General features: G+C 66.4%; 24 protein-coding genes and 1 pseudogene. 18 read left to right on the forward strand and 7 right to left on the reverse strand.

Features of this window, described 5'->3' with window-relative positions; all coding sequences use genetic code 11:
- The first annotated feature begins 384 nt into the window (after positions 1-384).
- The 4 genes from ABZ293_RS10765 to ABZ293_RS10780 all read left to right on the forward strand — a co-directional run bounded on the left by ABZ293_RS10765 (position 385) and on the right by ABZ293_RS10780 (position 4,315).
- Positions 385-1,194, forward strand: a complete 810-nt coding sequence (locus ABZ293_RS10765) for an ABC transporter ATP-binding protein (RefSeq protein ID WP_354957766.1) — start codon at positions 385-387, stop codon at positions 1,192-1,194.
- 179 nt (positions 1,195-1,373) lie between these two features.
- A complete protein-coding gene (locus ABZ293_RS10770; protein WP_355179385.1) occupies positions 1,374-2,120 on the forward strand; it encodes an ABC transporter permease subunit in 747 nt (248 codons plus the stop codon).
- 288 nt (positions 2,121-2,408) lie between these two features.
- On the forward strand, positions 2,409-3,146 hold the full coding sequence (locus tag ABZ293_RS10775; RefSeq protein WP_355179618.1) for an ABC transporter permease subunit: 738 nt from the start codon (positions 2,409-2,411) through the stop codon (positions 3,144-3,146).
- A gap of 77 nt (positions 3,147-3,223) precedes the next feature.
- A complete protein-coding gene (locus ABZ293_RS10780) occupies positions 3,224-4,315 on the forward strand; it encodes an ABC transporter substrate-binding protein (RefSeq protein WP_355179387.1) in 1,092 nt (363 codons plus the stop codon).
- Positions 4,316-4,325: 10 nt separating this feature from the next.
- On the opposite strand, the gene ABZ293_RS10785 is transcribed toward ABZ293_RS10780, so the two are convergent.
- A complete protein-coding gene (locus ABZ293_RS10785; protein ID WP_355179389.1) occupies positions 4,326-5,366 on the reverse strand; it encodes an XdhC family protein in 1,041 nt (346 codons plus the stop codon).
- Between the two features lie 14 nt (positions 5,367-5,380).
- A complete protein-coding gene (locus tag ABZ293_RS10790) occupies positions 5,381-5,980 on the reverse strand; it encodes a nucleotidyltransferase family protein (protein ID WP_355179391.1) in 600 nt (199 codons plus the stop codon).
- Between the two features lie 141 nt (positions 5,981-6,121).
- Between ABZ293_RS10790 and uraD the strand changes: the two genes are divergently transcribed.
- From uraD to ABZ293_RS10830, 8 genes are all read left to right on the forward strand, one after another.
- A complete protein-coding gene (gene uraD / locus ABZ293_RS10795) occupies positions 6,122-6,625 on the forward strand; it encodes a 2-oxo-4-hydroxy-4-carboxy-5-ureidoimidazoline decarboxylase (protein WP_355179393.1) in 504 nt (167 codons plus the stop codon).
- A gap of 76 nt (positions 6,626-6,701) precedes the next feature.
- Complete coding sequence (gene uraH, locus ABZ293_RS10800; protein WP_354957761.1) at positions 6,702-7,019, forward strand: hydroxyisourate hydrolase; 318 nt, start codon at positions 6,702-6,704, stop codon at positions 7,017-7,019.
- 3 nt (positions 7,020-7,022) lie between these two features.
- Complete coding sequence (gene pucL, locus ABZ293_RS10805) at positions 7,023-7,928, forward strand: factor-independent urate hydroxylase (protein WP_355179395.1); 906 nt, start codon at positions 7,023-7,025, stop codon at positions 7,926-7,928.
- A 4-nt stretch (positions 7,929-7,932) separates the two neighbouring features.
- Positions 7,933-9,294 (forward strand): 8-oxoguanine deaminase, encoded by a 1,362-nt coding sequence (locus tag ABZ293_RS10810; protein WP_355179397.1) that lies wholly within the window; start codon positions 7,933-7,935, stop codon positions 9,292-9,294.
- A 333-nt stretch (positions 9,295-9,627) separates the two neighbouring features.
- Positions 9,628-10,248: a TetR/AcrR family transcriptional regulator gene (locus ABZ293_RS10815; protein WP_355179620.1), complete on the forward strand. Its 621-nt coding sequence runs from the start codon at positions 9,628-9,630 to the stop codon at positions 10,246-10,248.
- On the forward strand, positions 10,245-10,931 hold the full coding sequence (locus ABZ293_RS10820; RefSeq protein WP_355179399.1) for a VC0807 family protein: 687 nt from the start codon (positions 10,245-10,247) through the stop codon (positions 10,929-10,931). Before ABZ293_RS10815 ends, ABZ293_RS10820 begins: the two co-directional genes overlap by 4 nt.
- A 118-nt stretch (positions 10,932-11,049) precedes the next feature.
- Entirely contained in the window at positions 11,050-11,214 is a 165-nt protein-coding gene (locus ABZ293_RS10825; RefSeq protein WP_355179401.1) for a hypothetical protein, read from the forward strand.
- Between the two features lie 125 nt (positions 11,215-11,339).
- Positions 11,340-11,846, forward strand: a complete 507-nt coding sequence (locus tag ABZ293_RS10830) for a hypothetical protein (RefSeq protein WP_355179403.1) — start codon at positions 11,340-11,342, stop codon at positions 11,844-11,846.
- Between the two features lie 370 nt (positions 11,847-12,216).
- On the opposite strand, the gene ABZ293_RS10835 is transcribed toward ABZ293_RS10830, so the two are convergent.
- From ABZ293_RS10835 to ABZ293_RS10850, 4 genes and pseudogenes are all read right to left on the reverse strand, one after another.
- The gene (locus ABZ293_RS10835; protein WP_355179622.1) at positions 12,217-12,837 is read right to left on the reverse strand and encodes a DUF5753 domain-containing protein; all 621 of its coding nucleotides are present in this window, start codon (positions 12,835-12,837) and stop codon (positions 12,217-12,219) included.
- 36 nt (positions 12,838-12,873) lie between these two features.
- Positions 12,874-13,059: pseudogene (locus tag ABZ293_RS10840) on the reverse strand (helix-turn-helix transcriptional regulator); the annotation flags it as partial.
- Positions 13,056-13,577, reverse strand: a complete 522-nt coding sequence (locus ABZ293_RS10845) for a DUF6879 family protein (protein WP_355179405.1) — start codon at positions 13,575-13,577, stop codon at positions 13,056-13,058. The gene ABZ293_RS10845 and the pseudogene ABZ293_RS10840, both read right to left, overlap by 4 nt.
- Positions 13,558-13,710, reverse strand: coding sequence for a hypothetical protein (locus ABZ293_RS10850; RefSeq protein ID WP_355179407.1), 153 nt, complete (start codon positions 13,708-13,710; stop codon positions 13,558-13,560). Before ABZ293_RS10850 ends, ABZ293_RS10845 begins: the two co-directional genes overlap by 20 nt.
- 413 nt (positions 13,711-14,123) lie before the next feature.
- Between ABZ293_RS10850 and ABZ293_RS10855 the strand changes: the two genes are divergently transcribed.
- The 5 genes from ABZ293_RS10855 (at position 14,124) to puuE (ending at position 21,228) form a co-directional block, all read left to right on the forward strand.
- Positions 14,124-14,981 (forward strand): FAD binding domain-containing protein, encoded by an 858-nt coding sequence (locus tag ABZ293_RS10855; RefSeq protein WP_355179409.1) that lies wholly within the window; start codon positions 14,124-14,126, stop codon positions 14,979-14,981.
- On the forward strand, positions 14,978-17,731 hold the full coding sequence (locus ABZ293_RS10860; RefSeq protein ID WP_355179411.1) for a molybdopterin cofactor-binding domain-containing protein: 2,754 nt from the start codon (positions 14,978-14,980) through the stop codon (positions 17,729-17,731). Before ABZ293_RS10855 ends, ABZ293_RS10860 begins: the two co-directional genes overlap by 4 nt.
- 192 nt (positions 17,732-17,923) lie before the next feature.
- Positions 17,924-19,111 carry an aldolase/citrate lyase family protein gene (locus tag ABZ293_RS10865; RefSeq protein WP_355179624.1) on the forward strand — a complete coding sequence of 396 codons (1,188 nt, stop codon included), beginning with the start codon at positions 17,924-17,926 and terminating at the stop codon, positions 19,109-19,111.
- A gap of 192 nt (positions 19,112-19,303) precedes the next feature.
- Positions 19,304-20,308: an allantoicase gene (gene alc, locus ABZ293_RS10870; protein WP_355179626.1), complete on the forward strand. Its 1,005-nt coding sequence runs from the start codon at positions 19,304-19,306 to the stop codon at positions 20,306-20,308.
- A gap of 11 nt (positions 20,309-20,319) precedes the next feature.
- Entirely contained in the window at positions 20,320-21,228 is a 909-nt protein-coding gene (gene puuE / locus ABZ293_RS10875; RefSeq protein ID WP_355179628.1) for an allantoinase PuuE, read from the forward strand.
- Positions 21,229-21,293: 65 nt separating this feature from the next.
- Here puuE and ABZ293_RS10880 read toward each other — a convergent pair whose 3' ends face one another.
- Positions 21,294-22,433: a lipase family protein gene (locus tag ABZ293_RS10880; protein ID WP_355179413.1), complete on the reverse strand. Its 1,140-nt coding sequence runs from the start codon at positions 22,431-22,433 to the stop codon at positions 21,294-21,296.
- A gap of 438 nt (positions 22,434-22,871) precedes the next feature.
- Here ABZ293_RS10880 and aceA point away from each other — a divergent pair, with 438 nt between their 5' ends.
- Positions 22,872-24,161, forward strand: coding sequence for an isocitrate lyase (gene aceA / locus ABZ293_RS10885; protein ID WP_355179415.1), 1,290 nt, complete (start codon positions 22,872-22,874; stop codon positions 24,159-24,161).
- Positions 24,162-24,237: the final 76 nt, after the last annotated feature.

Genomic DNA, 24,237 nt, shown 5'->3' on the forward strand with positions numbered 1-24,237 from the left:
GCATACTTTCTGTTCGGGCGACGGCGTTTCGCGCAGCGAGTCGGTGTGCGAGGTCTGAAAAAGGTTTGCGAGCCACGCGCCGTGCAGTCGCGGCGTCGGTCAACGCATCGTCGTTGCTCACGATCTCGGGTCGTATTCCCGGGGCGAGCTGTCTTTGCCTATCTCGCACAGTGAGCCGTCCGCGCGCTCGCACGGTGCTGCTATCCGGTGGTGCCAGCACTTGTGGCGGCGGCGTCGAGTGATCGGCCCTGTCGACCGGAATGACGGCGAACGCCACACGAGTAGGGCGTTCTAGGTGCGGCGGACCGGTCCACGTAACGATTGCGCAATCTGGGGTGGCGATTTGCAATATCCGTGCAACGACCTGCTCCTAGTGTTTTGGTCATGATGGCGAGCGGTACCGAGGAGCCCACCGGGGGGACGGGCATCCACATCAGTGGTTTGACGAAGACATTCCGGGTCGGCAGGAAGACGGTGCAGGCACTGGACACGGTGGATCTGCATACCGAACAGGGTGCGTTCCTGTCCTTGCTGGGCCCGTCGGGCTGTGGCAAATCGACGGTGCTGCGCATCCTGGCCGGACTGGAGACCCCGACCGCGGGCAAGGCACTCATCGACGGTGAGACCCCCGCCCAGCTGCGCAGCCGCCATGAACTCGGCATCGCCTTCCAGGATTCGGCGCTGCTGCCGTGGCGGTCGGTCGAATCCAATATCAAGTTGCCATTGCAGGTCGCGGGCATCTCCCCGGATCCGGGGCTGATCGCGGATCTGGTCGAGCTGGTCGGGCTGGAGGGGTTCGAAAAGGCCAAACCGGCGCAGCTGTCCGGCGGTATGCGCCAACGTGTTTCGATTGCGCGCGCCCTGGTCGTGAAGCCGACCGTGCTGTTGCTCGACGAGCCCTTCGGTGCACTCGACGATATGACCAGGCAGCGGCTCAATCTGGAACTGCTGCGGATCTGGACCGAGAAACCCGCGACCACACTGATGGTCACGCACGGCATCGCGGAGGCGGTATTCCTCTCCGATGTCGTCGCGGTGATGAGCCCGCGGCCGGGCCGGGTGCTGGAGTTGGTGAAGATCGATCTGCCGCGCCCGCGCACGCCCGAGATGATGCGCACCCCGGAATTCCACAAGTTGCACGACTATCTGTCGGAGTTGTTGTTCGGCAAGTCCGGCAAGGGCGGTGTCGCATGAGCAAATCACATAGCGCCCGCTCGGAACGGTCCGTGAGGTGCGGGCATGAATGACAACCGAGAACCGCGATCACATGACCTGACCAGATGCCTGGCCCACGCACGCCCAGGGTGGCAGCGGGTCGGTCGACCTCAGCCGCCGCGCGCGGTGGTATGCCCCCGCCGACAAGGGGGCGCGTCATGAAAAGGATCGGTGGACTGGTCGGCGTCCTCGGCTTGGTCGCGGTGTGGTGGCTGCTGGCCGCGATGGAGGTCGCCGGCGGCACGATCCCCAGTCCGTGGACCGTCCTACACACCATGTACACCGACGGCTGGGATCTCTACGGCCCCAACTTCCGGATCACCGCGCTGGGCGCGTTCAAGGGATTCGTGTGGGGCAATGCGCTGGCCATCGGGCTCGCGTTCCTCATCGTGTTGGTCCCGTGGATCGAACCGCTGGCGACCCAGTTGGCCATCCTCAGTTACTGCATCCCGTTGCTCGCGCTCGGTCCGATCATCCTGGTGGTCTTCGGCGGGCGCACCCCGACGGTCTTCCTCGCGGCGATGTACTGCTTCTTCACCACCATGGTCGGAACCGTCACCGGACTGCGCTCGGCCGATGTCGCCAGCCTCGATCTGGTGCGAGCGTACGGCGGCGGTCGTTGGCAACAGCTCTACCGGGTGCAGGCGATTGCGGCGCTGCCGAATATGTTCGCGGCGTTGAAGATTGCCGCGCCCTCGGCCGTGCTGGGCGCGATCATCGGTGAGTACCTCGGCGGCGTGGACAGCGGCATCGGCGTCGCACTGACCGCCGCGCAAACCGCATATAACGTGCCTCGGACCTGGGGGATGGCACTGGCCGCCGCCGCACTCGCGGGGCTCGGCTACGCGATCGTCGCGCTGGTCGCCCGATTGGTCACCCCGTGGACCGCGCAGGAGGCGAGATGAGCCGCGCACAATTGGCGCCCCGCGCGCGCAGTCGCCCGATGAATTCGGGCGGTGAGTCGGCGCGCGTCGGGCCAGGAGGTGCCCGGCGGGCAGAAGAGTGCGAGACCCCGCTCCGCTATGGGGCCAGTTCGGAGGAGTGCCATGGCTGACGAACTTGCGCCGATGGACAAAGTGACCCCGGCCGTTGCGGAGAGCACGCGGCCCCAGCGCAGTGCCGCCGCCGGGACGTTCGATGTGCTGATCCGCCTCGGCCGCTTCCTGTTCCCCTTGGCCACCGCGCTACTGCTCATGCTGGTGATCTGGTACGTCTTCCTGAAGGCATTCCCGCAGGTCGGGCCGCGGGTCGGCAAGACGCCGACCGATGTCTGGAAGTACCTGTTCGACTCCGCGGGCGCGCATGCCGCACGACAGGCCATCTTCGACGATCTGCAGATCACCCTGCGCGATGCGGCCATCGGATTCGGCGTCGGCATGCTGGCGGCGCTCGTGGTCGCCGCGCTGTTCGTCTCGTTCTCGGTGGTCGAGCAGACGTTCATGCCGGTCGCCATGCTGTTGCGGTCGGTGCCGCTGGTGGCGCTGACGCCGATCATTGTGCTGGTATTCGGGCGCGGGCTGGCCGGTGTGACGGTGCTCGCGGCGATCGTGGTGTTCTTTCCGGCGCTGGTGATGATCATGGCCGGACTGCGCAACGCACCGCGTCAGGCCATGGATCTGGTGGCCGCCTACGGCGGGTCCCGCTGGACCGGGCTGCGCATGGTCGCCGTCCCCGCCGCATTGCCCTCGGTCTTCGCGGCGGCGCGGATCTCGGTGCCGGGCGCGCTGATCGGCGCGCTGCTCGGGGAGTGGCTTGGCAGCGGAACCGGGCTCGGGGCCAGCCTGATTCGCGCCATCCCGACATTCCAGTACAACAAACTGTGGGCCTCGATCGTGATCGTGACCATCGTCTCGGTGCTGTTGTACGCGATCGTCGGCGTCATCGAGAATCTGGTGCTCGCCCGCTTCGGCCCCGAGGCGGGCCGCCGCTGACCGGTTAGTTTTTCGCAAATCAGCGCTCGGAACGTCAAAGTAAAGAAATTGAAACGGAATCCCCTTAGATTCGGCCCATGACACCCGTGCAACGCTCTTCGTTCGGGCCGAACCTGAACCGGCGATCCCTGTTTCGTTACTCCGCGCTGGCTGGCGCCGCATTAGGCGGTGCGAGCCTATTGGCCGCATGTGGCGATGATTCGAAAGACTCCTCCGGCGGGTCGGTGGCGGACGGATCCAAGTACGGTTCCGTCGCGATCCAGCTGTCCTGGCTGAAGAACATCGAATTCGCGGGCGAGTACTTCGCCGATTCCAAGGGCTACTACAAGGAGGCCGGCTTCGGCTCGGTGAATCTGGTCGCCGGTGGCGCCGCGAGCACCTCGGTCGAGGCGGGCCTGGACACCGGCAAGGTCTGGCTCGGCACCTCGGCGCCACAGACCACCGCGCCCGCCATCCTGGAGGGCCTGCCCGCCAAGATCGTCGGGACCACGTATCAGAAGAACCCCTTCTGCATCGTCAGCTCCGCCGCCAAGCCGATCAAGACCCCGCAGGATATGAAGGGCCGCAAGATCGGTGTGCAGGACACCAACCAGCTGATCTTCAATGCCCTGCTGAGCGCCAACGGTATGAAGCCGAGCGATGTCACCATCGTGCCCGCGCAATACGATCCGACACCACTGGCCAACGGCGAAGTCGACGGCTGGGTGAGCTATGTGACCAATGAGCCGATCACCTTGACCGCCAAGGGATTCGAGAATACGAACTTCCTCTTCGCCGACTACAACCTGCCGCTGGTCGCCGAGACCCTGACGGTCAAGCAGTCCACCATCGATAAGGAGCGCGACAAGCTGAAGGCCTTCCTGATCGCCGAGATCAAGGGCTGGAAGGACGCGGTCGCGAATCCGGCCGAATCCGCCCGGCTCGCGGTCGAGGTGTACGGCAAGGATCAGAAGCTCGATCTATCCGAGCAGACCAAGGAGGCGACCGCGCAGAACGGCCTGGTGGTATCGGCGGATTCGACCGCCAACGGTCTGCTGACCATGACCGATCAGCTGATCGAGCAGAATATCGCCGCGCTGCGCAGTGCCAAGATCGACATCAAGGCCGACCAGCTGTTCGACCTGTCGGTGCTGCGCGAGGTGTACGCGGAGAATCCCGGTCTGAAGTAGTGCTTCGCGGTTAGAGCGCTATTGAGGCATTGGCCGGATATGCGCCGAATTCCGGTACGGCATCGGCTTTTTCGGTGGCCTGCTGCCCGGTCTCATAAGACCGGGCAGCAAGCAGTTCGGCGGTGATGGACACGGCTACCTCGGCGGCGGTGCGCGCCCCGATATCGAGACCGGCAGGGGAGTGCAGGCGGGCGAGTGTCGCGTCGTCGAAGCCGCCTGCCTGCAGGTCTTCGATACGCCGGATGTGTGCCGACCACGATCCGTTTGCGGCCAGATAGCCCAGCTCGGGTAGGCGCAGCGCCACGGTGAGCAGTGGGATCTCGAATTTCGGATCGTGTCCGAGTACGACGATCGCGGTGCTGTTATCGATCTCGCCAGCCGCCGCGAGCGTATTCAGATACCGGTGCGGCCAGTCGACGACCACCTCGGCGCCGGGAAAGGCATCGGGGGTTGCGAAGGTGTCGCGGGAGTCGCAAATGGTGACGCGGTAGCCGAGCAATTTGGCCTGCACGGTGAGTGCCGCGGCAAAGGCATTGGCGCCGAAGATGATCATTCGCGGTGGCGGCGGGAACGAGGCGACGAATACATCGGATTCCGGTAGTGCGACGAGTTCGGTCGCATGCCGTTTCGGGGTGACCAGGTGCTGCCCGATCAGATCCGGGTCCGGATTCCACACCACGGTGAATACCGTGACCCGGCGGTGCGCGGCGATTTCCGCAGCGACGGTGGGGAATTCCGGAAAGTCGCGGCGGGAGAACGGTTCCACGAAAACATCGACCATGCCGCCGGAGTCCAGCCCGGGCTCGCCCGGCGGCACCCCGAAGCGCTGCAATCCACGTCTACCGGTGCGCGCGGCCTCGGTGGCCGCATTGATCACGGTCGCCTCGACGGTGCCGCCCAAGACCGAGCCGTAGATCGCGCCATTGGCATCCACCAGGATCGATGTGCCCACCGGTAACGGTCCGGAACCCACAGTGCGCACGATGGTGGCGAGTCCGCCGGTCCGGCCGGAATGCCAAACCCGCAATAGGTCGTCGACAATGTCGCGCATCTGCTCAGCTCCGCTCACGCGTGCGGCGTGGCCGGGAAGTCACGATCGTCGCCTGTCGCCAAATCGTCGCACGTGACGCACACCATATCGTTATTACCGGCCAAATAGGTCCGCGCGCCGGAATCTCTTACGGCTGCTTGATAAATCGAGGTCCAATGCTTGTTCGAGATGACAACGGGATGTCCGGGTGTGGCGTGGAACACAGCGCGGGCCAAGCCGGTCGACGCGGCGAAGGCGGCGGCGGTGACCCGGGCGACGACATCCGCGCCGACATCGGGGGTATCCACCGGCATGATCGCCACGTAGTCGGCGTGCGTGCGCGCCGCGGCCCGCAGGCCCGTCCGCAGCGAGGCGCCGAGCCCGGTCGCCCAGTCCGCCGCCCAGACGTAATCGGTGCCATCGGGAAGGTCGACGGCCGTCGGCGCCGGTCCGGTCGCGCCGAGCACCACGATCACCGGATCGCAGCCGCCATCGCGCAGCGCCGCCACCGCCGACCGCAGCCAGGCTCCGCCCTCGGCCAGCGCCTTGGGCATCCCGTACCGGGTTCCGGCGCCCGCCGCCAGGACGATGCCAGCGCAGACCGGATCGGGCGCGGTGTCGTCGGATACCACCATGATCGAGACGGTAGTCCGGCCGTGTAGCCGATGGGTTACAGAAAGGTGGTGTGACATCGACGATCGCGGGTAAACGACACGCCGGAAGTGATCTATCTCGTTCGACTGGCGACCGGGGTGGTGGTATTCGATGCTGGTCCGATGACAGGCGACCGAATCGGCCTCGCGGAGTTCAATGGGCTGCCGGAGTCGGCGGCCGTCGCGATCGTGCTCGGGTGTTGCTCGTCGCCGTTTTGGTCCCGGTCGCTGGTCGCCGGACGGCCATATGCCGATATCGACGCGGTCTGCGCCGCGGCCGATGCGGTGCTCGCGGAATTGTCCGAGGACGAGATCGATCGCGCGCTCGACGGACATCCGCGCATCGGCGCCCGGCCCGATACCGCGGCGTCGGCGCGCGAGCAGGCCGGAGTGGCCGGGGCCGAGGATGCGGTGCGGGCCGGGCTCGCCGCGGGCAATCTGGCCTATGAGGAGAAGTTCGGCCACATCTACCTGGTGTGCGCGACCGGTAAGTCCGGTGCGGAGCTGCTCGAATTGCTCACCGCCCGGCTCGGCAATGATCCGGAGACCGAAAGGCGGGTTATGCGAACGGAATTGGCGAAGATCAATCGGATTCGGCTGGGCCGGTTGCTGGGTGATCCGGCGTGAGCGGGCGCAGCGCGCGAACTACGGGCACAGCCACGAGCATGGTCGCGGCGGGACCGAGCGCTAGTGGGGTGGAGCCATGAGCACACTGAGTACACATGTGCTCGATGCCGTCGCGGGTGCGCCCGCGGCCGGTATCGCGGTGGTGCTCCATCGCGACGCCGAGGTGCTCGGTTCGGGAACCACCGATGGCGATGGCCGCATCGCCACGCTCGGCGCGGGCTTGCCGCCCGGCACCTACCGGCTGGTGTTCGATACCGGCGCCTACTTCGCCGCGCGCCGGATCGAATCGTTCTATCCGGAGGTCTGCGTCACCTTCGTCGTCATCGAGGAGCGGCACTACCACGTCCCGTTGTTGTTGTCGCCCTTCGCCTTTTCCACCTATCGAGGGAGCTGAGCCATGGAGCTGACCGGGCCGATCGTGCTGTCGGACAACCGATACGGCAAGGCGGAGAACCGAATCGTCCGGATCTACCGGGACGATGCGCGCCACGAGATCCGCGATGTGAACGTATCCACCGTGCTGCGCGGCGATTTCGCCGACGCCTATGTCGCCGGCGACCAGTCGAAGGTGCTGCCGACCGATACTCAGAAGCAGACCGCGTATGCGTACGCGAAAAAGCCTGGGCTGCAACCGATCGAGGACTACGCGCTGGCGCTGGCCGCGCATTTCGTCGATGAGATCGATCCGGTGCACAGTGCGCGCATCGAGGTCGATGAATATGCCTGGCAGCGGGTCACCGTCGACGGCAGCGAGCACGACCACACCTGGGTGCGGCAAGGCCCCGAGGTCCGGACCGCGGCGGTCACCGTGGCCGGTAAGGGCGACCAGCAGCGGGCCTGGGTTATCGGCGGGGTCAAGGATCTGGTGATCCTCAAGTCGACCGGCTCGGAGTTCGCCGACTTCCTCACCGACGAATTCACCGTGCTCGCGCCGACCCGCGACCGGATGCTCGCGACCTCTCTCATTGCGCAGTGGCGCTTCGCCAGCACCACCGGGGTGGACTGGGACGCGGTGTACGCGGGTGTTCGGCAGCGGATGGTCGAGATCTTCGCGACGCTGCATTCAAAAGCCTTGCAGCAGACGCTGTTCGAGATGGGCAGGGCCGCGCTGGCCGCCTATCCGGTGCTGGCCGAGATCCGGCTGGCCGCGCCCAATAAGCATCACTTCGACTACGACCTGGGCCGATTCGGTATCGAGAACCACGGCGAGGTCTACCATGCCGACGATCGTCCCTACGGACTCATCCACGCCACCGTGCGACGCGAAGATGCCCCGGAAGCCGGACCGGCATGGATACCGTAGGCGCATGACGACAACGACGGTCATCGACGGGTGCGCCGTGGCTACCGTCGATCCGAACGGCACCGAATACCGCCGCGGGCATGTCACGGTGGTCGACAATCGGATCACGGCGGTCGGCGCGGGCGACGCGCCCGATCTCGGCGCGGATGTGCACCGGATCGATGGCCGTGGCTGCCTGCTCACGCCGGGTCTGGTGAATACCCACCACCATCTCTACCAGTGGATCACCCGTGGTCTGGCGCCGGACAACACCCTGTTCGAATGGCTCACCACGCTCTACCCGATCTGGGCCGGCATCGATGAAGACGCGGTTCGCGTCGCCGCGACCGGTGCCCTCGCGACGCTGGCGCGCACCGGATGTACCACGACCACCGATCACCACTACGTTTTCCCGCGCGCGGGCGGCGACCTGCTCGGCGCGGAGATCGCCGCGGCCGCGGAGGTCGGATTGCGGTTCCAGCCGTGCCGCGGCTCGATGGATCTCGGGCAGAGCTCGGGTGGGCTGCCGCCCGACCAAGTGGTGGAAACCCTCGACGCGATTCTGGCCGCGAGCGCGGATGCCGTTGCGCGCTGGCACGATACGTCGTACGACTCGATGCTGCGGATCGCGCTCGCGCCCTGTTCGCCGTTCTCGGTGACGACGGAGCTATTGCGTGAATCGGCTTCGCTGGCACGCGATCTCGGGGTGCGCCTGCATACCCATCTGGCCGAGACGATCGACGAGCAGGAGTTCTGCGCGGAGAAATTCGGCTGCACACCGGCGCAGTACATGGAGCAGCTGGGCTGGCTCGGTTCGGATGTCTGGTACGCGCACGGCATCCACCTCGATGACGAAGCCATCGGCACGATGGCGAAAACGGGTACCGGAGTGGCACATTGCCCCACGTCGAATGGCCGGATCGGTGCCGGTATCGCGCGCACCGCCGATCTGGTCGCGGCCGGTGTGCCGGTCGGACTCGGGGTGGACGGCTCGGCGAGCAATGAATCCGGTTCGATGATCGAGGAGCCGCGCGGCGCGCTGCTCTATGCCCGCGCCAAGGGCGGACCGCGGGCGATCAGTACACGAACGGCTTTGGAACTGGCCACCATCGGTGGTGCTCGGCTGCTCGGGCGCGCTGCCGAGATCGGTTCGATCGAACCGGGCAAGCTCGCCGATCTCGCGCTGTGGCGGCTCGATACGCCCGCGCACGCGGGCATCGACGATCCGGTGACCGCATTGATCCTCGGCTCCGCGCCGCCGCTGGCCGCATTGATCGTCAACGGGCGCACGGTCGTTCGCGATGGCGAGGTGCGCACCGTCGACGAGGAGAAGGTCGGCGGCGAGGTCGCTCGCGCCCAGGCGGCGCTGGTGGCGAAGGCGGGATAGCGCCGTCACGGGCGGTCGCGTTCGTTTCGTATCGAGCGAGCCTGGTGCACGTTGTGATCGGCGTCGTGGGCTATTGGCGGGGCGGTATTCAGCCATGCGCACGGCGTGACGGCTTCGTATCGACCTATGGATTGTTGTGGTCGGATCCTGGCGACCGCGGCGACGCCGCGTCGTAGCTGGGCATCGCAGATTCGGCCTCGGTCCACCTCTCAGCCGCCGACCTGGTGCGGGTGCTGCGTGAGCGTACTGCGCACATCAAGGGCACCCATTGCTCATCTACATCAATTCTTGCTCACCTGAGCAAGCCGCGCTATCGTTTTGCTTGTGCAAGCAATGGACGGCTCGGGTAAGCACAGAGAGCGGACCTTCACCGAGACCGCGCGCCGCGCGCAGATCGTCGAGGCCGCGATCGAGGTGATCGCCGAGGTCGGCTATCCGAATGCGTCGTTTGCGAAGATCGCCAAGCAGGCGGGGCTGAGTAGCACCGGCATGATCTCCTACCACTTCGAGGGCAAGGATGATCTGATCCGCGCGGTGGCCACCGAAATCGTCCGCGTGAATACGGAATTCGTCGTCGCCAAGCTCGACGCCGAGACCGGGTATACCGCTCAGCTGCGCGCCTGGTTCGTGGCCAACTTGGCACTGCTCGGCGAGTACCCCCGACATCAGCGGGCGCTGGCAAGCATCGTCGCCAACATCCGTCCCGACGACCCGCAAAAGTTTGGCCTGGTCGAGCATCTCGCGGAGATCACCCGCGCCGAGGAGGGGTGGATGCGAGAAGCCCAGCGGGCCGGGGAATTTCGCGACTTCGATCCCACCTTCATGGTGCTGGCCATCCGGGGCGCGCGGGAGGCGGCGATTACCCGAGCCGGTGTCGACCCCGACTTCGATGCCGCGGCCTGCGCACGCGAACTCGCCGACCTATTCGATTACGCCACACGGAGGCAATCGTGATCACGACCGGAGCCGAGCGGAACCAGCCGCAGTCGATTGCGGTGGATCGCACGTCGCGGCAGAAGAACGCCGCTGTGCGCCGCCTGATCGCGCGGCAGCTGATCGTGGAACTGGTGCTGCCGATCGGCGGCTACTACGGGTTGCGCGCGGCCGGGGTGAATCCGTGGCTGGCGCTGATCGCGCCCGCCGTGCTCACCGTGCCGTTCCTCGCCTACCAGGCGATTCGGCAGCGCCGCGTCGACGCGGTGGCGCTGTTCACGCTCACCATGATCGTGGTGGGTGCGGTGATGTCACTGGTGACCGGCGACCCCCGGACGCTGATGGTGCGTGACAGCTGGATCTTCGGAGTGCTCGGTCTGTGGATCTTGGCCACTCTGTTCACCCAGCAGCCCTTCATCCGCACGACTTCCCGCGCGATCGTCACCGTGAAGATCGGCGAGGAAGGTTACCGACAGTGGGATGCCCGCTGGCACAACGACTCCGAATTCCGCAGCCAGCTGCGGGTGCTGACCGCGGTCTGGGGCGCGACCTTCACCGCGGACGCGCTGCTGCGTGTCGCGCTCGCCTACACGCTGCCCATCGATTCGGTGCCGCTGGTGAGCAGCCTGCAATGGCTGGTAGTCCTTGCCGGGCTGTGGACCTTCCACACCGTCTATGTCACCAAAAAAGGACTGAAGGTCTGAGCTGGTGTCTCCGGTAGCGAGCGCGGTGCCTGATCCGTGCTGCGTCGAGAGTGCTTGTGCGATTGGCAATTTCGATTGTTTCTGATGTCACTGAAGTCGATACCTGTGCGGAGGAAGAATGAAGGCGCGTAACTTTTCAACCTCCACCAACCCGTATCCCGGCAACGCCACCATCAGCTACGGCGGAGCCACCTGTGTCGGCTCCGGCGCCCGTGCCGAACTCAGCTGCCGGTCCAAGGGCCACAGCTTCGCGTTCGGCTTCGGTGGCACCCAGGTCAGCTGAGCGGAGCCGAAACCGCCTGCGTCACCTGAACATTGGACACAGTTGGAACCATTGCCGCGACGGCACACCGACTCGATCGAATGCCGTTGCGGTGCTGGGCGCGCCGACTCGGAGGGACGAGAATTGTGACCACCACCTTGACCGACCGCTACGTCGCCGTCGTCGTGCGGCGGGTATCCGATAAGCATCGTCCTGCCGTCGAGCAGAAGTTACGCGCGATGATCGCTGCTTACATCGAAGCTCGTGTCGAACTCGGTGAGGTCCCGGACCAGGCCGAATACGCGACGCTCGCCGATCTGGGCGATCCCGCGCGTCGGGCGACGCTGTATGCGGATCAGGCTGCCATGCTCATCGGCCCGGAAACGTACCCCGACTACGTGCGCGCGCTGGGGGTGCTTTGTGCGATCGCGCTGCCGGTCGTATACACCCTGAACGATATCGGCTACTGGGTGCGCGGAGAAGGCGTGTGGGCCGCGCTCTTCGGCCCGGTCGGAATCACGCTGACCGCGGCGATGTACCTCGCCGTCTGCGTGACCGTCGCGTTCGTGATCGTGGACCGGGCGGGCAATAGGCAGCGCGGCGGTACCGATTCCGCACAGATGTGGACGCCGGATGCGCTGCGCAGGTCGTAAATGGGAAGCGGCGCACGTGGAGTGTGGGTGATCGTCGGGTCGTGCTCGACGCTTCGAAATCGGTTCTCCCGCAACGCATGAGTACGAGAAGCGATGGTCGACGGCAGTGGGCGCAATTTCCGACGTCGAGATCGGGATACACACCCCTATGGTGCTGATGCGTTGTGGCGCATTGCCCCACGTCGAATGCCCGGATCGGTGCCGGTATCGTGTGCACCGCCGATCTGGCCGCGGCCGGAGTGCCGGTCGGCCTGCGGCACCGCGCTGCGCCCGTATCCTGCGGTTACTCGGGATACACCAGGTTTCGCCGGGTTTGGACGGGCCCGAGAGTATCGGGTTTCGTGGACGGAGTCCGCGAGTGTGCGCTCCCCTACGCTGAGACGCCGGACGGTGGCGCCATTGCCGCTGTGATCAGATCTCGCGCGGCATTGGCATAGACGGCGCGCTCGGTAAGCGCGGCGAACGCCTTGTCGTAGTAGGCCAGCTCGCGCGGCTGCGTGATGGTTAGCTGCGCCGTCGCGGTCTCGACGTGAACCCGGCGCCGGTCGTACATGACGAAGTTGGTGACCGTGTACAGGAACTCGGCCGTCTTTGGCACCACGCCGAGAACCAGGCGGGTAAGGCTCATCAACTCGAGCAGGTGCTCGAGCTGCTCGATGCGTACCGCGTCGTCACCGACGCCGGTGTACAGGGCGGGTTCGCCGATCAGGAAATGGAACTGGTGCACGCCCTCGCGTAGCACGCGCTGTCGTTGCATACGTGCTTCGACCGCTTCAGCGAGATCGTTGGTGCCGCCGACGAAATCAATGCAGCGACGCAGGATCGTCTCGGCGTACGCGCGAGTCTGCAGCAACCCGGTTGGAATCAACGGATCGAACCCGCGCACCAGGCGCGTCACGCCCTCGAGCTCGATACTTTGCCGCTGTCGGCGGGCGTGACCACCCGCAACGATGCGTTTCCATTCGAGGTACGCGGCATTGACATTGCGCACTGTGGCGACGAGGTCGGGCAGAGCAAGCTCGGAGCCGGTTAGCTGGCACCAATCGGCGAGGTCTTGCTCGGTTGGGATCTGGCGACCGTGCTCGATCTTGGAAACCTTGCTGGGTGGCCACCCGGCAAGGTCGGCCAGGCGGGCACCGGATAGGCGCGCCTCCTTGCGTAGTTCACGAAGGCGCGCCCCGAGCGCCTGCCTGGCCTGTTCGACTCCGATCACTGCTGATACTGCTCATGCGGCGTCGCCGTCGCCCACACCCGATCGCGCACCGCGCAGGCGTATCTGACAATCACGGGGTCGGTGGTCGCGGCGACGCCGGACCACCACTCATTTTCGTCGAACACGCTATAGGCGACTAGGTCGTCGTCGATCAACCAATAGTCATCGGCTGCGGCGTCGGCCGGTGTCGCCCCGTGCCGCGGCAACCACCTAACCTCTTCGCCCGCAGTGATGTTGTGCGGTGTGAGCGCGAGCAGGTACCGCGTGTATGCGCCGTGCGGAGTGGTCACGATGCGGGCGCGCTCGACGGCGACGCCGCGCTCGGTGGTCGCAGACACCAGCGCCGCCCACGGTTCGAACCATGGACCGCCTGGGTCGGTCGTCTCGTCGGCGAGAAACTCGGTCATCGCGGAATGTTCCGACGAGGACAGGTACTCGTCGCGGGTCTCTAGATGAAACGCGCGATGCTTCGCGCCCGCGAACAGTTCCGCGAGCCCATCACGCTGGTACAGCCGCATCCGGTATCACCTCTCGTCCGATCTCCACCTCGACGGCGGCCTCATCTCCGGGAATCCGCATGATTTCCAACGCTTCCGCGTCGGTGACCAGTTTGCCGGTCACGAGGAACGTGCCCTGACCGGTGTCCTGCAACCCTGTCAGCAGTCCTGCTCGGTGTCGGGCATCCGGCGGCGGTGTCGCTGCAACGGCGGTAACCGAACTCGCCGCCGTGCCCGGTCCCCGACGCTTTGGCGACCATGAACCGGAACACCGAACCACATGAGCACGACAGCAGACGATCGAGTGCGGCGTGCCGCACTCGATCGTCTGCGTTAACGCCTTCGCCCGCGGCTGAGAATGCCCGATGGGAAGTCGTCGGACGCTGACGAAACGCGCCCCCGCCGCAGACGCGTATCCACCAGATCGACCACCCCTGACCTGTGCATAGTTCTCGAGGGAGGATGGTGTGGTTACCCCCGCGCAATCCGCGGTGGGCGTTGTGAAATATCGACGCAACGCTCGGCTCCTAGGGTTGGCGACAGGGAAACGGTGGAGCGAGGTGTGGCGTGGATCTGGACACGATTCGGGATGTGGTGGTGGCTCGGGAGCGGGCTGACCTGGCTTTTGTTGGTGAGGCATGTGGGGTGCTCGCCGGGGGGACGTTTTTGTTCTCCGAGCCGCAGGCGGGGTTGGATCGGCTGGTCGATATCACCGGGTTCGGCTGGCCCGCGCTGACGGAGACGGGCGCGGGGCTGGAGATCGCGGCTACCTGCACGTTGGCGGAGTTCGCTGGGGCGATGCCGGGGCGGGAACTGGGGGTGGAGGTGTTGCGGGCGGACTGGCCGGGGACGGCACTGTTCGCGCAGGCGTGCCGGGCGTTGCTCGCATCGCACAAGATTTGGCGAACCGCGACGGTTGGCGGGAATGTGTGTTTGTCCTTGCCCGCGGGTGCGGTGCTGGGTGCGCTGGTGGCGTTGGACGGCGTCGCGCTGGTGTGGTCGCCGGACGGCCGCGATCGGCGGATTCCGCTGCGGGAGTTCACGCTCGGGCCGGGACGTAATGTGCTCACAGCCGGTGCGGTATTGCGATCGATCACCATTCCGACTCGAACCCTCCACGCGCACACCGCCTTCCGGAAGATCGCGCTGGCCCCGCTCGGTCGTTCGGGGGCAGTCGTGATGGGGCTTCGTGAGCAGTATGGCCGATGTGCGATCACCATCACCGCCGCCACCGGCCGACCCGTTGTGCTGGATTTCGCTGCGACACCCGGTGATCACGAAGTATCGGCTGCGATCGAGGCCATCGATCCGACGCTGTGGTTCGACGATCCGCACGGCGCACCGGACTGGCGCCGTCACGTCAGCGGTGTGCTGGCGCGGGAGGTGGCCGCCGAGCTACGCGGCGAAGCCGGTGATTCGCAATGAAATTCGAGGTAGACGGCAGAATTGTGCAGGCCGATCCGCGACCGGGCCAATGCCTGCGCACGCTGCTGCGCGAGCAGGGCGTCTTCGCGGTGAAGAAGGGCTGCGATGCGGGGGACTGCGGCGCCTGCACCGTGCAGCTCGACGGTGTGCCGGTGCACTCCTGCATCCTTCCCGCCTACCGCGCCGCCGATCGCACCATCACCACCGCCTCCGGCCTGGGCACCGCCGAGGAGCCGCATCCGATCCAACAGCGATTCGTGGATTCGGCCGCCTTCCAATGCGGCTTCTGCACCGCGGGCATGGTGGTCACCGCCGCTGGCCTCGGTTGCGGCGGACCGGCGCACCCGGATGCGGGAGCGCTGCCCGAACTCATGAAGGGCAACCTGTGCCGCTGCACCGGCTATCGCCCGATCGCCGATGCGCTGACCGGCACGATTCCCGAGGCCGCGGAGCACACTGCGTTCGGACGGGCAGGCACCGGCGTCGGCGCACCCGCTGGACCTCGGATCGTCACGGGCACTGAACCGTTCACCTTCGACGTCTCGCCGCAGGACGCACCGACCACCGCGGATGCCCCGCCCATTGCCCCACTGCATATCGCGGTCCTACCTAGCCCACATCCGCACGCGCGGATCGTCTCCATCGACACCACCGCGGCCGAGGAACTGCCCGGCGTGCACGCCGTGCTCACCTACGCCGATGCGCCGGATATCGCGTTTTCGACCGGGCGCCATGAACTTCGCGCCGACGATCCCGACGACACCTACCTGCTCGATCGCACGATGCGATTCGTCGGCCAGCGGGTTGCCGCCGTGGTGGCGGAGAGCATGGATATCGCCCGTGCGGGCTGCCGTGCGCTGGCGGTCGAGTACGACATCCTGCCCGCGGTATTCGATCCGGCCGGGGCACTGCTTCCCGAAGCGCCGAAACTGCACGGTGGAAAGCCGGATTCGGCTCGCATCGCCGATACCGAGCGGAATCTGATCGCCGAGGTGGACGGCGAGGTCGGCGATGTGGCAGCGGGTCTGGCCGCGGCGGCGCAGGTGGTCAGCGGTATCTGGCATTCGCCGCGCGGTCAGCACGTACATCTGGAAACCCACGGCGGCATCGGCTGGTTGGACGCGGACGGCAGGCTGGTCATCCGATGCAGCACCCAGGTGCCGTTCCTGGTTCGCGACGAGCTGTGCCATCTGTTCGGGCTGCCGCGGGATCGCGTGCGGGTCTTCGCCAAGCGGGTCGGCGGCGGGTTCGGGGCCAAACAGGAGATGCTGGCCGAGGATCTGATCGCGCTGGCGGTGCTGCGCACCGGACGACCCGTCCAGTACGAATTCACCCGGTCCGACGAATTCACCAGCGCCACCTGCCGTCATCCGATGCGGGTCGCGGTCACCGCGGGCGCGGATGCCGACGGCGTGCTGACCGCGCTCTCGATCGATGTGCTCGCCGATGCCGGTGCGTACGGCAATCACAGTGCGGGCGTCATGTTCCACGGCGTCGGCGAATCGGTCGAGGTCTACCGTTGCGCCAATAAGCGCGTTCAGGCAAAAGCGGTCTATACCAACAATGTTCCCTCCGGCGCCTTCCGCGGCTACGGCCTTGGACAGATCATCTTCGGTGTCGAATCGGCCATGGACGACCTGGCCCGCGCACTCGGCATCGATCCGTTCGAATTCCGCCGACGCAATGTGGTGGTACCCGGCGATGAGTTCGTCGGCGCCGAAGTCGACCAGGGCGATCTGGCATTCGGCAGCTACGGTCTCGATCAATGCCTCGACCTGGCAGAGCGGGCCATACTGCGCGGCAATGGGGTTCCCGCACCGGGCCCGGACTGGCGGGTCGGCACCGGCATGGCACTGGCCATGATCGCCACCATCCCGCCGCGTGGCCACCGCGCCGAGGCGACCGCCACACTGCTACCCGACGGATGCTACGAGATCCGCGTCGGCACAGTGGAATTCGGCAGCGGAACGACAACGGTGCACGCCCAGCTCGCGGCAACGGCACTGCATACCGATGTGCGCCGCATCGTGATTCGCCAGGCGGATACCGATGTCGTCGGCCACGACACCGGAGCCTTCGGCTCGACCGGCATTACGGTCGCCGGCAAGGCCTGCTATGCGGCGGCGGTGGCCTTGCGCGAACAGATCCTGGTCCGGGCGGCGAAACTGACCGATCGCCCCGAGGCGGAATGCGTCCTGGAATCGACGGACGTGCGCTGTGGTGACCGGCTGATCGGTGTCGCGGAACTGCTGGCCGACGGCGAGTTGTCCGGAAACGGCGAACATGCGGGCAGCCCGCGTTCGGTCAGCTTCAATGTGCAGGCATTCCGGGTCGCCGTGCGGCCGGAGACCGGCGAGGTGCGCATCCTGCATTCGGTCCAGGCCGCCGATGCGGGCACGGTGCTCAATCCGGTGCAGTGCCGCGGCCAGGTGGAGGGCGGGGTCGCGCAGGCCATCGGCTCCGCGCTCTACGAGGACATGCGCTCCGATCAGGGGGTGGTAACCACGCAGACGCTGCGGCATTACCACATCCCGCAGCTCGCCGACCTGCCGCGCACCGCGGTCTACTTCGCCGAAACCGCTGATGACCTGGGCCCTCTCGGTGCCAAGTCGATGAGTGAATCGCCGTACAACCCGGTCGCCCCCGCACTGGCGAATGCCATCCGCGATGCTGTCGGGGTACGACAGACCCGTTTGCCGATGACGGCCGACCGGATCTGGCGAGCCCTTCAGGAAGGAGATCACGGGTGAGTTCCCCGCGACGTGAGCGTCAGGCCCGGAGTAGGCAGCGTGCGTAATCACGGAGGTGCCGGGAGCGGCGCAAATCCAACCCGCGACGTGAGCGTCAGGCTCGGAGGAGACAGCGTGCGTAATCACGGAGGGGCCGGGAGCGGCGCAAATCCGACACACCTACCCGAGCATGTCCGCGCCGAGATCGACGCGATGCTCGACGCGGTCGACGCCGATCTGCGCATCCGCTATCCGGGCCCCGACGGCCGGGTCCAGCCGATTCACACCGCCTATGTGCCCGCCGACCGCGCTACGGCCGACACCCCCGCGGAATGGGGTGCGGTGGCGACCGAACTCCTCGATCGCCACTACGATCTGCTCGCCGAACTCGACCACACCGACGCATTGCCCACCGTGCGCGCACAACTCGAGCGGCACCCGATCCAGGATCTCCGCATCGACTTCGAGGACGGCTACGGATTCCGGGCCGACACCGAGGAGGACGAGGCCGCGACCACTGCCGGCACGGTGCTCGCGGAGTGGGCGAAGCTGCCCGGTGGGCCGACGAGTCTGGGCATCCGGATGAAGGGTCTGGCGGGCTCCGAACGCGACCGCGCGCTGCGCACCCTGGAGCTGGTATTGGCTGCGGCGGGCGGCGTACCAGCGGGTTTCGTCTTCACCGTGCCGAAAATCCGGGCGGCGGAACAGGCTTCGGCACTGGTGGCATTGTGCGAGGGATTCGAGCGCGGTTTCGGACTCGATGCGGGCACGCTGCGTTTCGAACTGCAGATCGAGAGCCCGCAGGCGATCATCGCCGCCGATGGCAGCGCGCCGATCGCCAAGATGCTAGGTCTGTCCGAGGGGCGCTGCAGTGCATTGCATTTCGGCACCTACGACTACACGGCGGCATGCGGGATCGCCGCACCGGATCAGGCGCTCGACCATCCGGCCGCGGACTACGCGAAGTCGGTCATGCAGGTCGCCGCGGCCCAAACGGGCGTGTGGGTCTGTGACGGCTCCACCCAGATCGTGCCGGACGGCGAACCGGAAGCCGCACTGCGCAACCACCATCGGCTGGTCGGCCGGGCCCTACGCCTCGGTTACTACCAGGGCTGGGATATGCACCCCGGCCATCTGGTCACCCGCTGGCTGGCCACCTACGAGTTCTTCCGGCAGGCCATCGATGTCGCGGTCCCGCGGCTGGTGGCCTATCTCGATCGGCGTTCCGGTGGCGTGCTGGACGAGCCGGCCACCGCGGAGGCCCTGGCCGCGACGGTATTGCGCGGCGTGCACTGCGGTGCTCGTACCGCCGACGAATTGCGTTCGCTTGCACCGGCATTGACCCCGCAGGTATTGCGCGCACTGGTCGCGCGTGCGCCGATTCCGCAGGAACCGGTGTGAAATGCGGCCATACGACGATCGGCTGTTGGTGGGCCGCACGGTGACCTCGTGCGGCACTGAACATTCGGCGGCCCGCGGCAATCGGTACCGAATGCGCGACAGTCGGTGTTACGTCGCGCGCGGCACGAATCGGATGCGGGATTCCCTCGCGAAACAGGAGGTGCGATGAGTGCAATATCGCGAAGCGATTCGATGAGCGGCGGTGGCCAAGCGACGGGTGGGCGCGACCCGGTCGACGTAGACGATTTCACGCTACTGCCCGATCTGGCCGTCCGCCCGCTCGGCGGATCGGTGATCTGGGCCAACGATGAATTCTTCGCGGAAAAGGAGAATTTGATCAATCCGGGCCCGTCGGAATACCGGCCGTCGACCTTCGGCCACAAGGGCCAGATCTACGACGGCTGGGAAACCCGCAGGCACCGCGGCCGCCCCGGCGACGATTCCGCCATCGTGCGCCTCGGCGTGTCAGGCGTGATCCGCGGCATCGTGGTGGACACCGCCTGGTTCAAAGGCAACTATCCGCCGGCGGTTTCGGTCGCCGCACTCGAGATCGAGGGCTATCCGTCCGCGCAAGCCATTGCCGACCGCGATGATTGGGTGACCCTGATCGACCATGCTCCGGTATCCGGTGACAGCCGCAATCCCGTCGTCATCGAGAACGAAAAGCGGTGGACCCATGTGAAACTCACCATGCACCCGGACGGCGGCGTGGCCCGGCTGCGCGTGCACGGCGAGGGCAGGCCCGATCCGCGGCTGCTCGGTCTCGGCCCACTCGATCTGGCCGCGCTGGAGAACGGCGCCCTGGTCCTGGACTGCTCCAACCGCTTCTACAGTTCGCCGAACCAACTGCTCTACCCCGGACTGGCCAGGAAGATGGGCGACGGCTGGGAAACCGCCCGCCGCCGCGACGACGGCAATGACTGGGTGCGCATCCGGCTCGCCGGTCCCGGGCTCATCCGGCTCGCCGAGATCGACACCGCGTACTTCCTCGGCAACAGCCCCGGCGCCGCCCGGCTCACCGGACACACCAATGACGGCACCGAACTCGAATTGCTGCCGCGCACCGAACTGCTGCCCGATACCCGGCACCGATTCGCGATTTCGCCGGTGGCGGCCTCGGTGGAGGAGGTCCGCCTGGATATCTATCCCGACGGCGGTCTCGCGCGGCTGCGCCTGTACGGAGAGCTCGGGGGATGAGCGACACCGGCATGAATCAGCGCGACTTCGTCGGATACGGACCGACGCCACCGGATCCGAAATGGCCGGGCGATGCGAAGATCGCCGTCCAATTCGTCCTCAATTACGAAGAGGGCGCGGAGAACAGCGTCCTCGACGGCGACCCGCATTCGGAGACCTTCCTCTCGGAAATGACTCCGGCACAGGCCTTTCCGAACCGCCACATGAGCATGGAATCGCTCTATGAATACGGTTCCCGGGCCGGACTCTGGCGGGTCCTGCGCGCCTTCGAACGTCGCGATCTACCACTGACCATTTTCGCTGTCGCCCGTGCCATGCAGCGAAATCCGGAGGCGGTGGCCGCTTTTCAGGAACTCGGCCACGAAATCGCCAGCCACGGTCTGCGCTGGCAGTCCTACCAACTCACCGACCGCGACACCGAGCGCGCGCATATGGCCGAGGCCGTGCGCATCCTCACCGAGCTGACCGGCGCGGCCCCGCTCGGCTGGTACACCGGCCGCGACTCCCCGCACACCAGGGAACTGGTGGTCGAGCACGGCGGTTTCGTCTACGACTCCGACTCCTACGCCGACGACCTCCCGTACTGGGTGACCGTGCACGGCCGCAACCACCTGGTGGTCCCGTACACCCTCGACACCAACGACATGCGCTTCGCCTCAGCGGCGGGCTTCCCCAGCGGGGACCAATTCTTCGCCCACCTCCGCGACGCGTTCGACATCCTCTACCGCGAAGGTGCCGAGGGCAGCCCGAAAATGCTCTCGATCGGCCTGCACTGCCGCATTGTCGGCCGCCCGGCCCGCACTGCTGCCCTCGAGCACTTCTTGGATCATGTCCAATCCCACAACGACGTCTGGATCACCCGCCGCATAGACATAGCCGAGCACTGGCACCACACCCACCCACCGGTGCGCACCAACTGATTTCGGCCCGAGTGCCCATGGATTCCGCGGAATCAGGGCAGCTCGGGCCATTCGGCACAGCCGTGTCAGGCGAACAGACCGTGGACGAACGGCAGCGAATCCCGCAGCGACGCATTGACCGTCCCGTCGTGATCCTCCGGATAGATGCGCACTGTGACCGGCTGCCGATTGGCCGCGAGCACCGCCGCGAACCGCAGCGTCTCCGGCGTGATCACATCCGTATCGCGCAGCCCCTGCCCCAGGAACAGCGGCTTGTCGTAACCGGATTCGGGCAGGCCAAGGTAGTCGTACAGGAGTCCGTGCACGTTCGGAATCTGTGCGAGCGGCCGTGCGAACAGATCGCCGATCACTACGCCGCTGGCACCGAGTTCATCGCGCAGCGGGAGGATGCACGCCTCGCGCGCCCGGGCGAGCCATGCGCGTCCGGAGTCGGTCAGGAAGGACTCGATATCCAGCTCGGGGTGCGTCGTGCGCAATCCGTTCAGGATGTAGAGCACGTATGCGGTGCTGAACGGGTTCAGCGCGAGCGGCGGCACACCCGGCCCGAGCAGTTGCAGAACATCCTCGATATACGCGGGCACACCGGTGCCGACCGCGCCGCGGTAGTCGAGCTCCGGCCCGCCGAATTCGGTCGCGTGCCGCGCGGTGGACACCGCCGCGCCGCCGCCCTGTGACTGTCCGACGACCACCCATTTCTTCGCCAGCGACGGGTACTGCCCGGTGGCGGCCTCGACCGCGTCGACGACGTTGTGCGCCTCCACGCGTCCGTTCAGATAGGGATGTTCGCCGGGCGTGCCGAGTCCGGCGTAGTCCGCGGCCACGATCGCGTAGCCCTGCGCCAGCCAGGTCCCCAGATACGCCCAGTCCCGTTCGAGGGCGCTGGGTCCGGCAATGCTGTAGGCGCAGTTGTCGCCGAGCCCGACCGTGCCGTGTGCCCACGCGATCACCGGCCAACCACCTTCGGGGGCCGGACCGGGCGGGAAGTAGACCGCGGCGCCGGCCACCGTCGGCGCATCGTTCACGGTGGTGGTCGAGTACAGGATGCGGCTGGAGTTCACCGAACCGGGCAGCGTGGCGACCGCGGCAAGTGGTGCGACGGATACGACGGCGCCGGGATCGGCCTGGTCGGCGCCCGCCGTGGGCAGTCGCAGCAGGCTCGCGCCGCATGCGATGGCGATCGCCGTGGTGAACCACAGTTTCCGCATGACACTCCTATGAACTGGATGCCTCCCGAGAGTTCGGATGTCGCACCAGTCTGCCCGATCGTGCGCTCGGTCACTCGTTGGGAGGTGGCGGCGGCCACATAAGTGCGTGTGAAGGTCCTCACAGCACGGAATGCCGGGCGCGTCGGATGGCCGTACCCGGCGCGGTCGCTAACAGTACGGGCGTTACGCTAAAACCGCATGTCAGCGCTACCGGCGGGTAGGTTTCACGCGTGCAATTTACAGGCTAATTTCGCAAAGTTAGCAAAGACCTGTTGAAACCTAGCTCGGATTCACACTTGCAACAGGTAGACGGCTATTTCCTGGTGTGCCATCGTGTGGAAGTACACCCCATGGGCCTAGCAAGCCTGCAAATTGCCGCCACAGCAGTTCGAGTGATGCTCGACCGTGGGGCACCGAAACGAAGAAGTGGAGTCAGAGATGTCGAACGTCGGCACCCCGAAGACCGCTGCCGAGATCCAGCAGGATTGGGACACCAACCCGCGCTGGAAGGGCATCACCCGCAACTACACCGCCGAGCAGGTGTCGAAGCTGCAGGGCACTGTCGTCGAAGAGGCCACCCTCGCCCGTCGTGGCTCGGAGATCCTCTGGGACCTCGTCAACAACGAGGACTACATCAACTCCCTCGGCGCCCTCACCGGCAACCAGGCGGTCCAGCAGGTCCGCGCCGGTCTGAAGGCCATCTACCTGTCCGGTTGGCAGGTCGCCGGTGACGCGAACCTGTCCGGCCACACCTACCCGGACCAGTCGCTGTACCCGGCCAACTCGGTGCCGTCCGTGGTGCGTCGCATCAACAACGCGCTGCTGCGTGCCGACGAGATCGCCAAGGTCGAGGGCGACACCTCGGTCCAGAACTGGCTGGCCCCCATCGTCGCCGACGCCGAGGCCGGTTTCGGTGGCGCGCTGAACGCCTACGAACTGCAGAAGGCCATGATCGCCGCCGGTGCCGCCGGTGTGCACTGGGAGGACCAGCTGGCCTCCGAGAAGAAGTGTGGTCACCTGGGCGGCAAGGTGCTGATCCCGACCCAGCAGCACATCCGCACCCTGACCTCCGCGCGCCTCGCGGCCGACGTCGCCGACGTGCCTTCGGTCATCATCGCGCGCACCGACGCCGAGGCCGCCACCCTGATCACCTCGGACGTGGACGAGCGCGACCGTGAGTTCCTGGACGGCACCCGCACCGCCGAGGGCTTCTTCGGTGTGCAGAACGGCATCGAGCCCTGCATCGCGCGTGCCAAGGCCTACGCCCCCTACGCCGACCTCATCTGGATGGAGACCGGCGTGCCGGACCTCGAGGTCGCCCGCAAGTTCGCCGAGTCCGTCCGTGGCGAGTTCCCGGACCAGCTGCTGGCCTACAACTGCTCGCCGTCCTTCAACTGGAAGGCGCACCTGGACGACGCGACCATCGCGAAGTTCCAGCGTGAGCTGGGTGCCATGGGCTTCAAGTTCCAGTTCATCACCCTGGCCGGCTTCCACTCGCTCAACTACGGCATGTTCGACCTGGCCTACGGCTACGCCCGCGAGGGTATGACCGCCTTCGTCGACCTGCAGGAGCGCGAGTTCAAGGCCGCCGCCGAGCGTGGCTTCACCGCCATCAAGCACCAGCGTGAGGTCGGTGCCGGTTACTTCGACACCATCGCCACCACCGTGGACCCGAACACCTCGACGGCGGCCCTGAAGGGTTCCACCGAAGAGGGTCAGTTCCACTGAGCTCGACCAGCCCGCAGTAATGCAGGCCGATAGCCCCCTTTAGGGGTGTACCGCCCTCCCCGCTGAACAGCCCCAG

Source organism: Nocardia sp. NPDC005998 (assembly GCF_040614395.1).
GTDB lineage: Bacteria > Actinomycetota > Actinomycetes > Mycobacteriales > Mycobacteriaceae > Nocardia.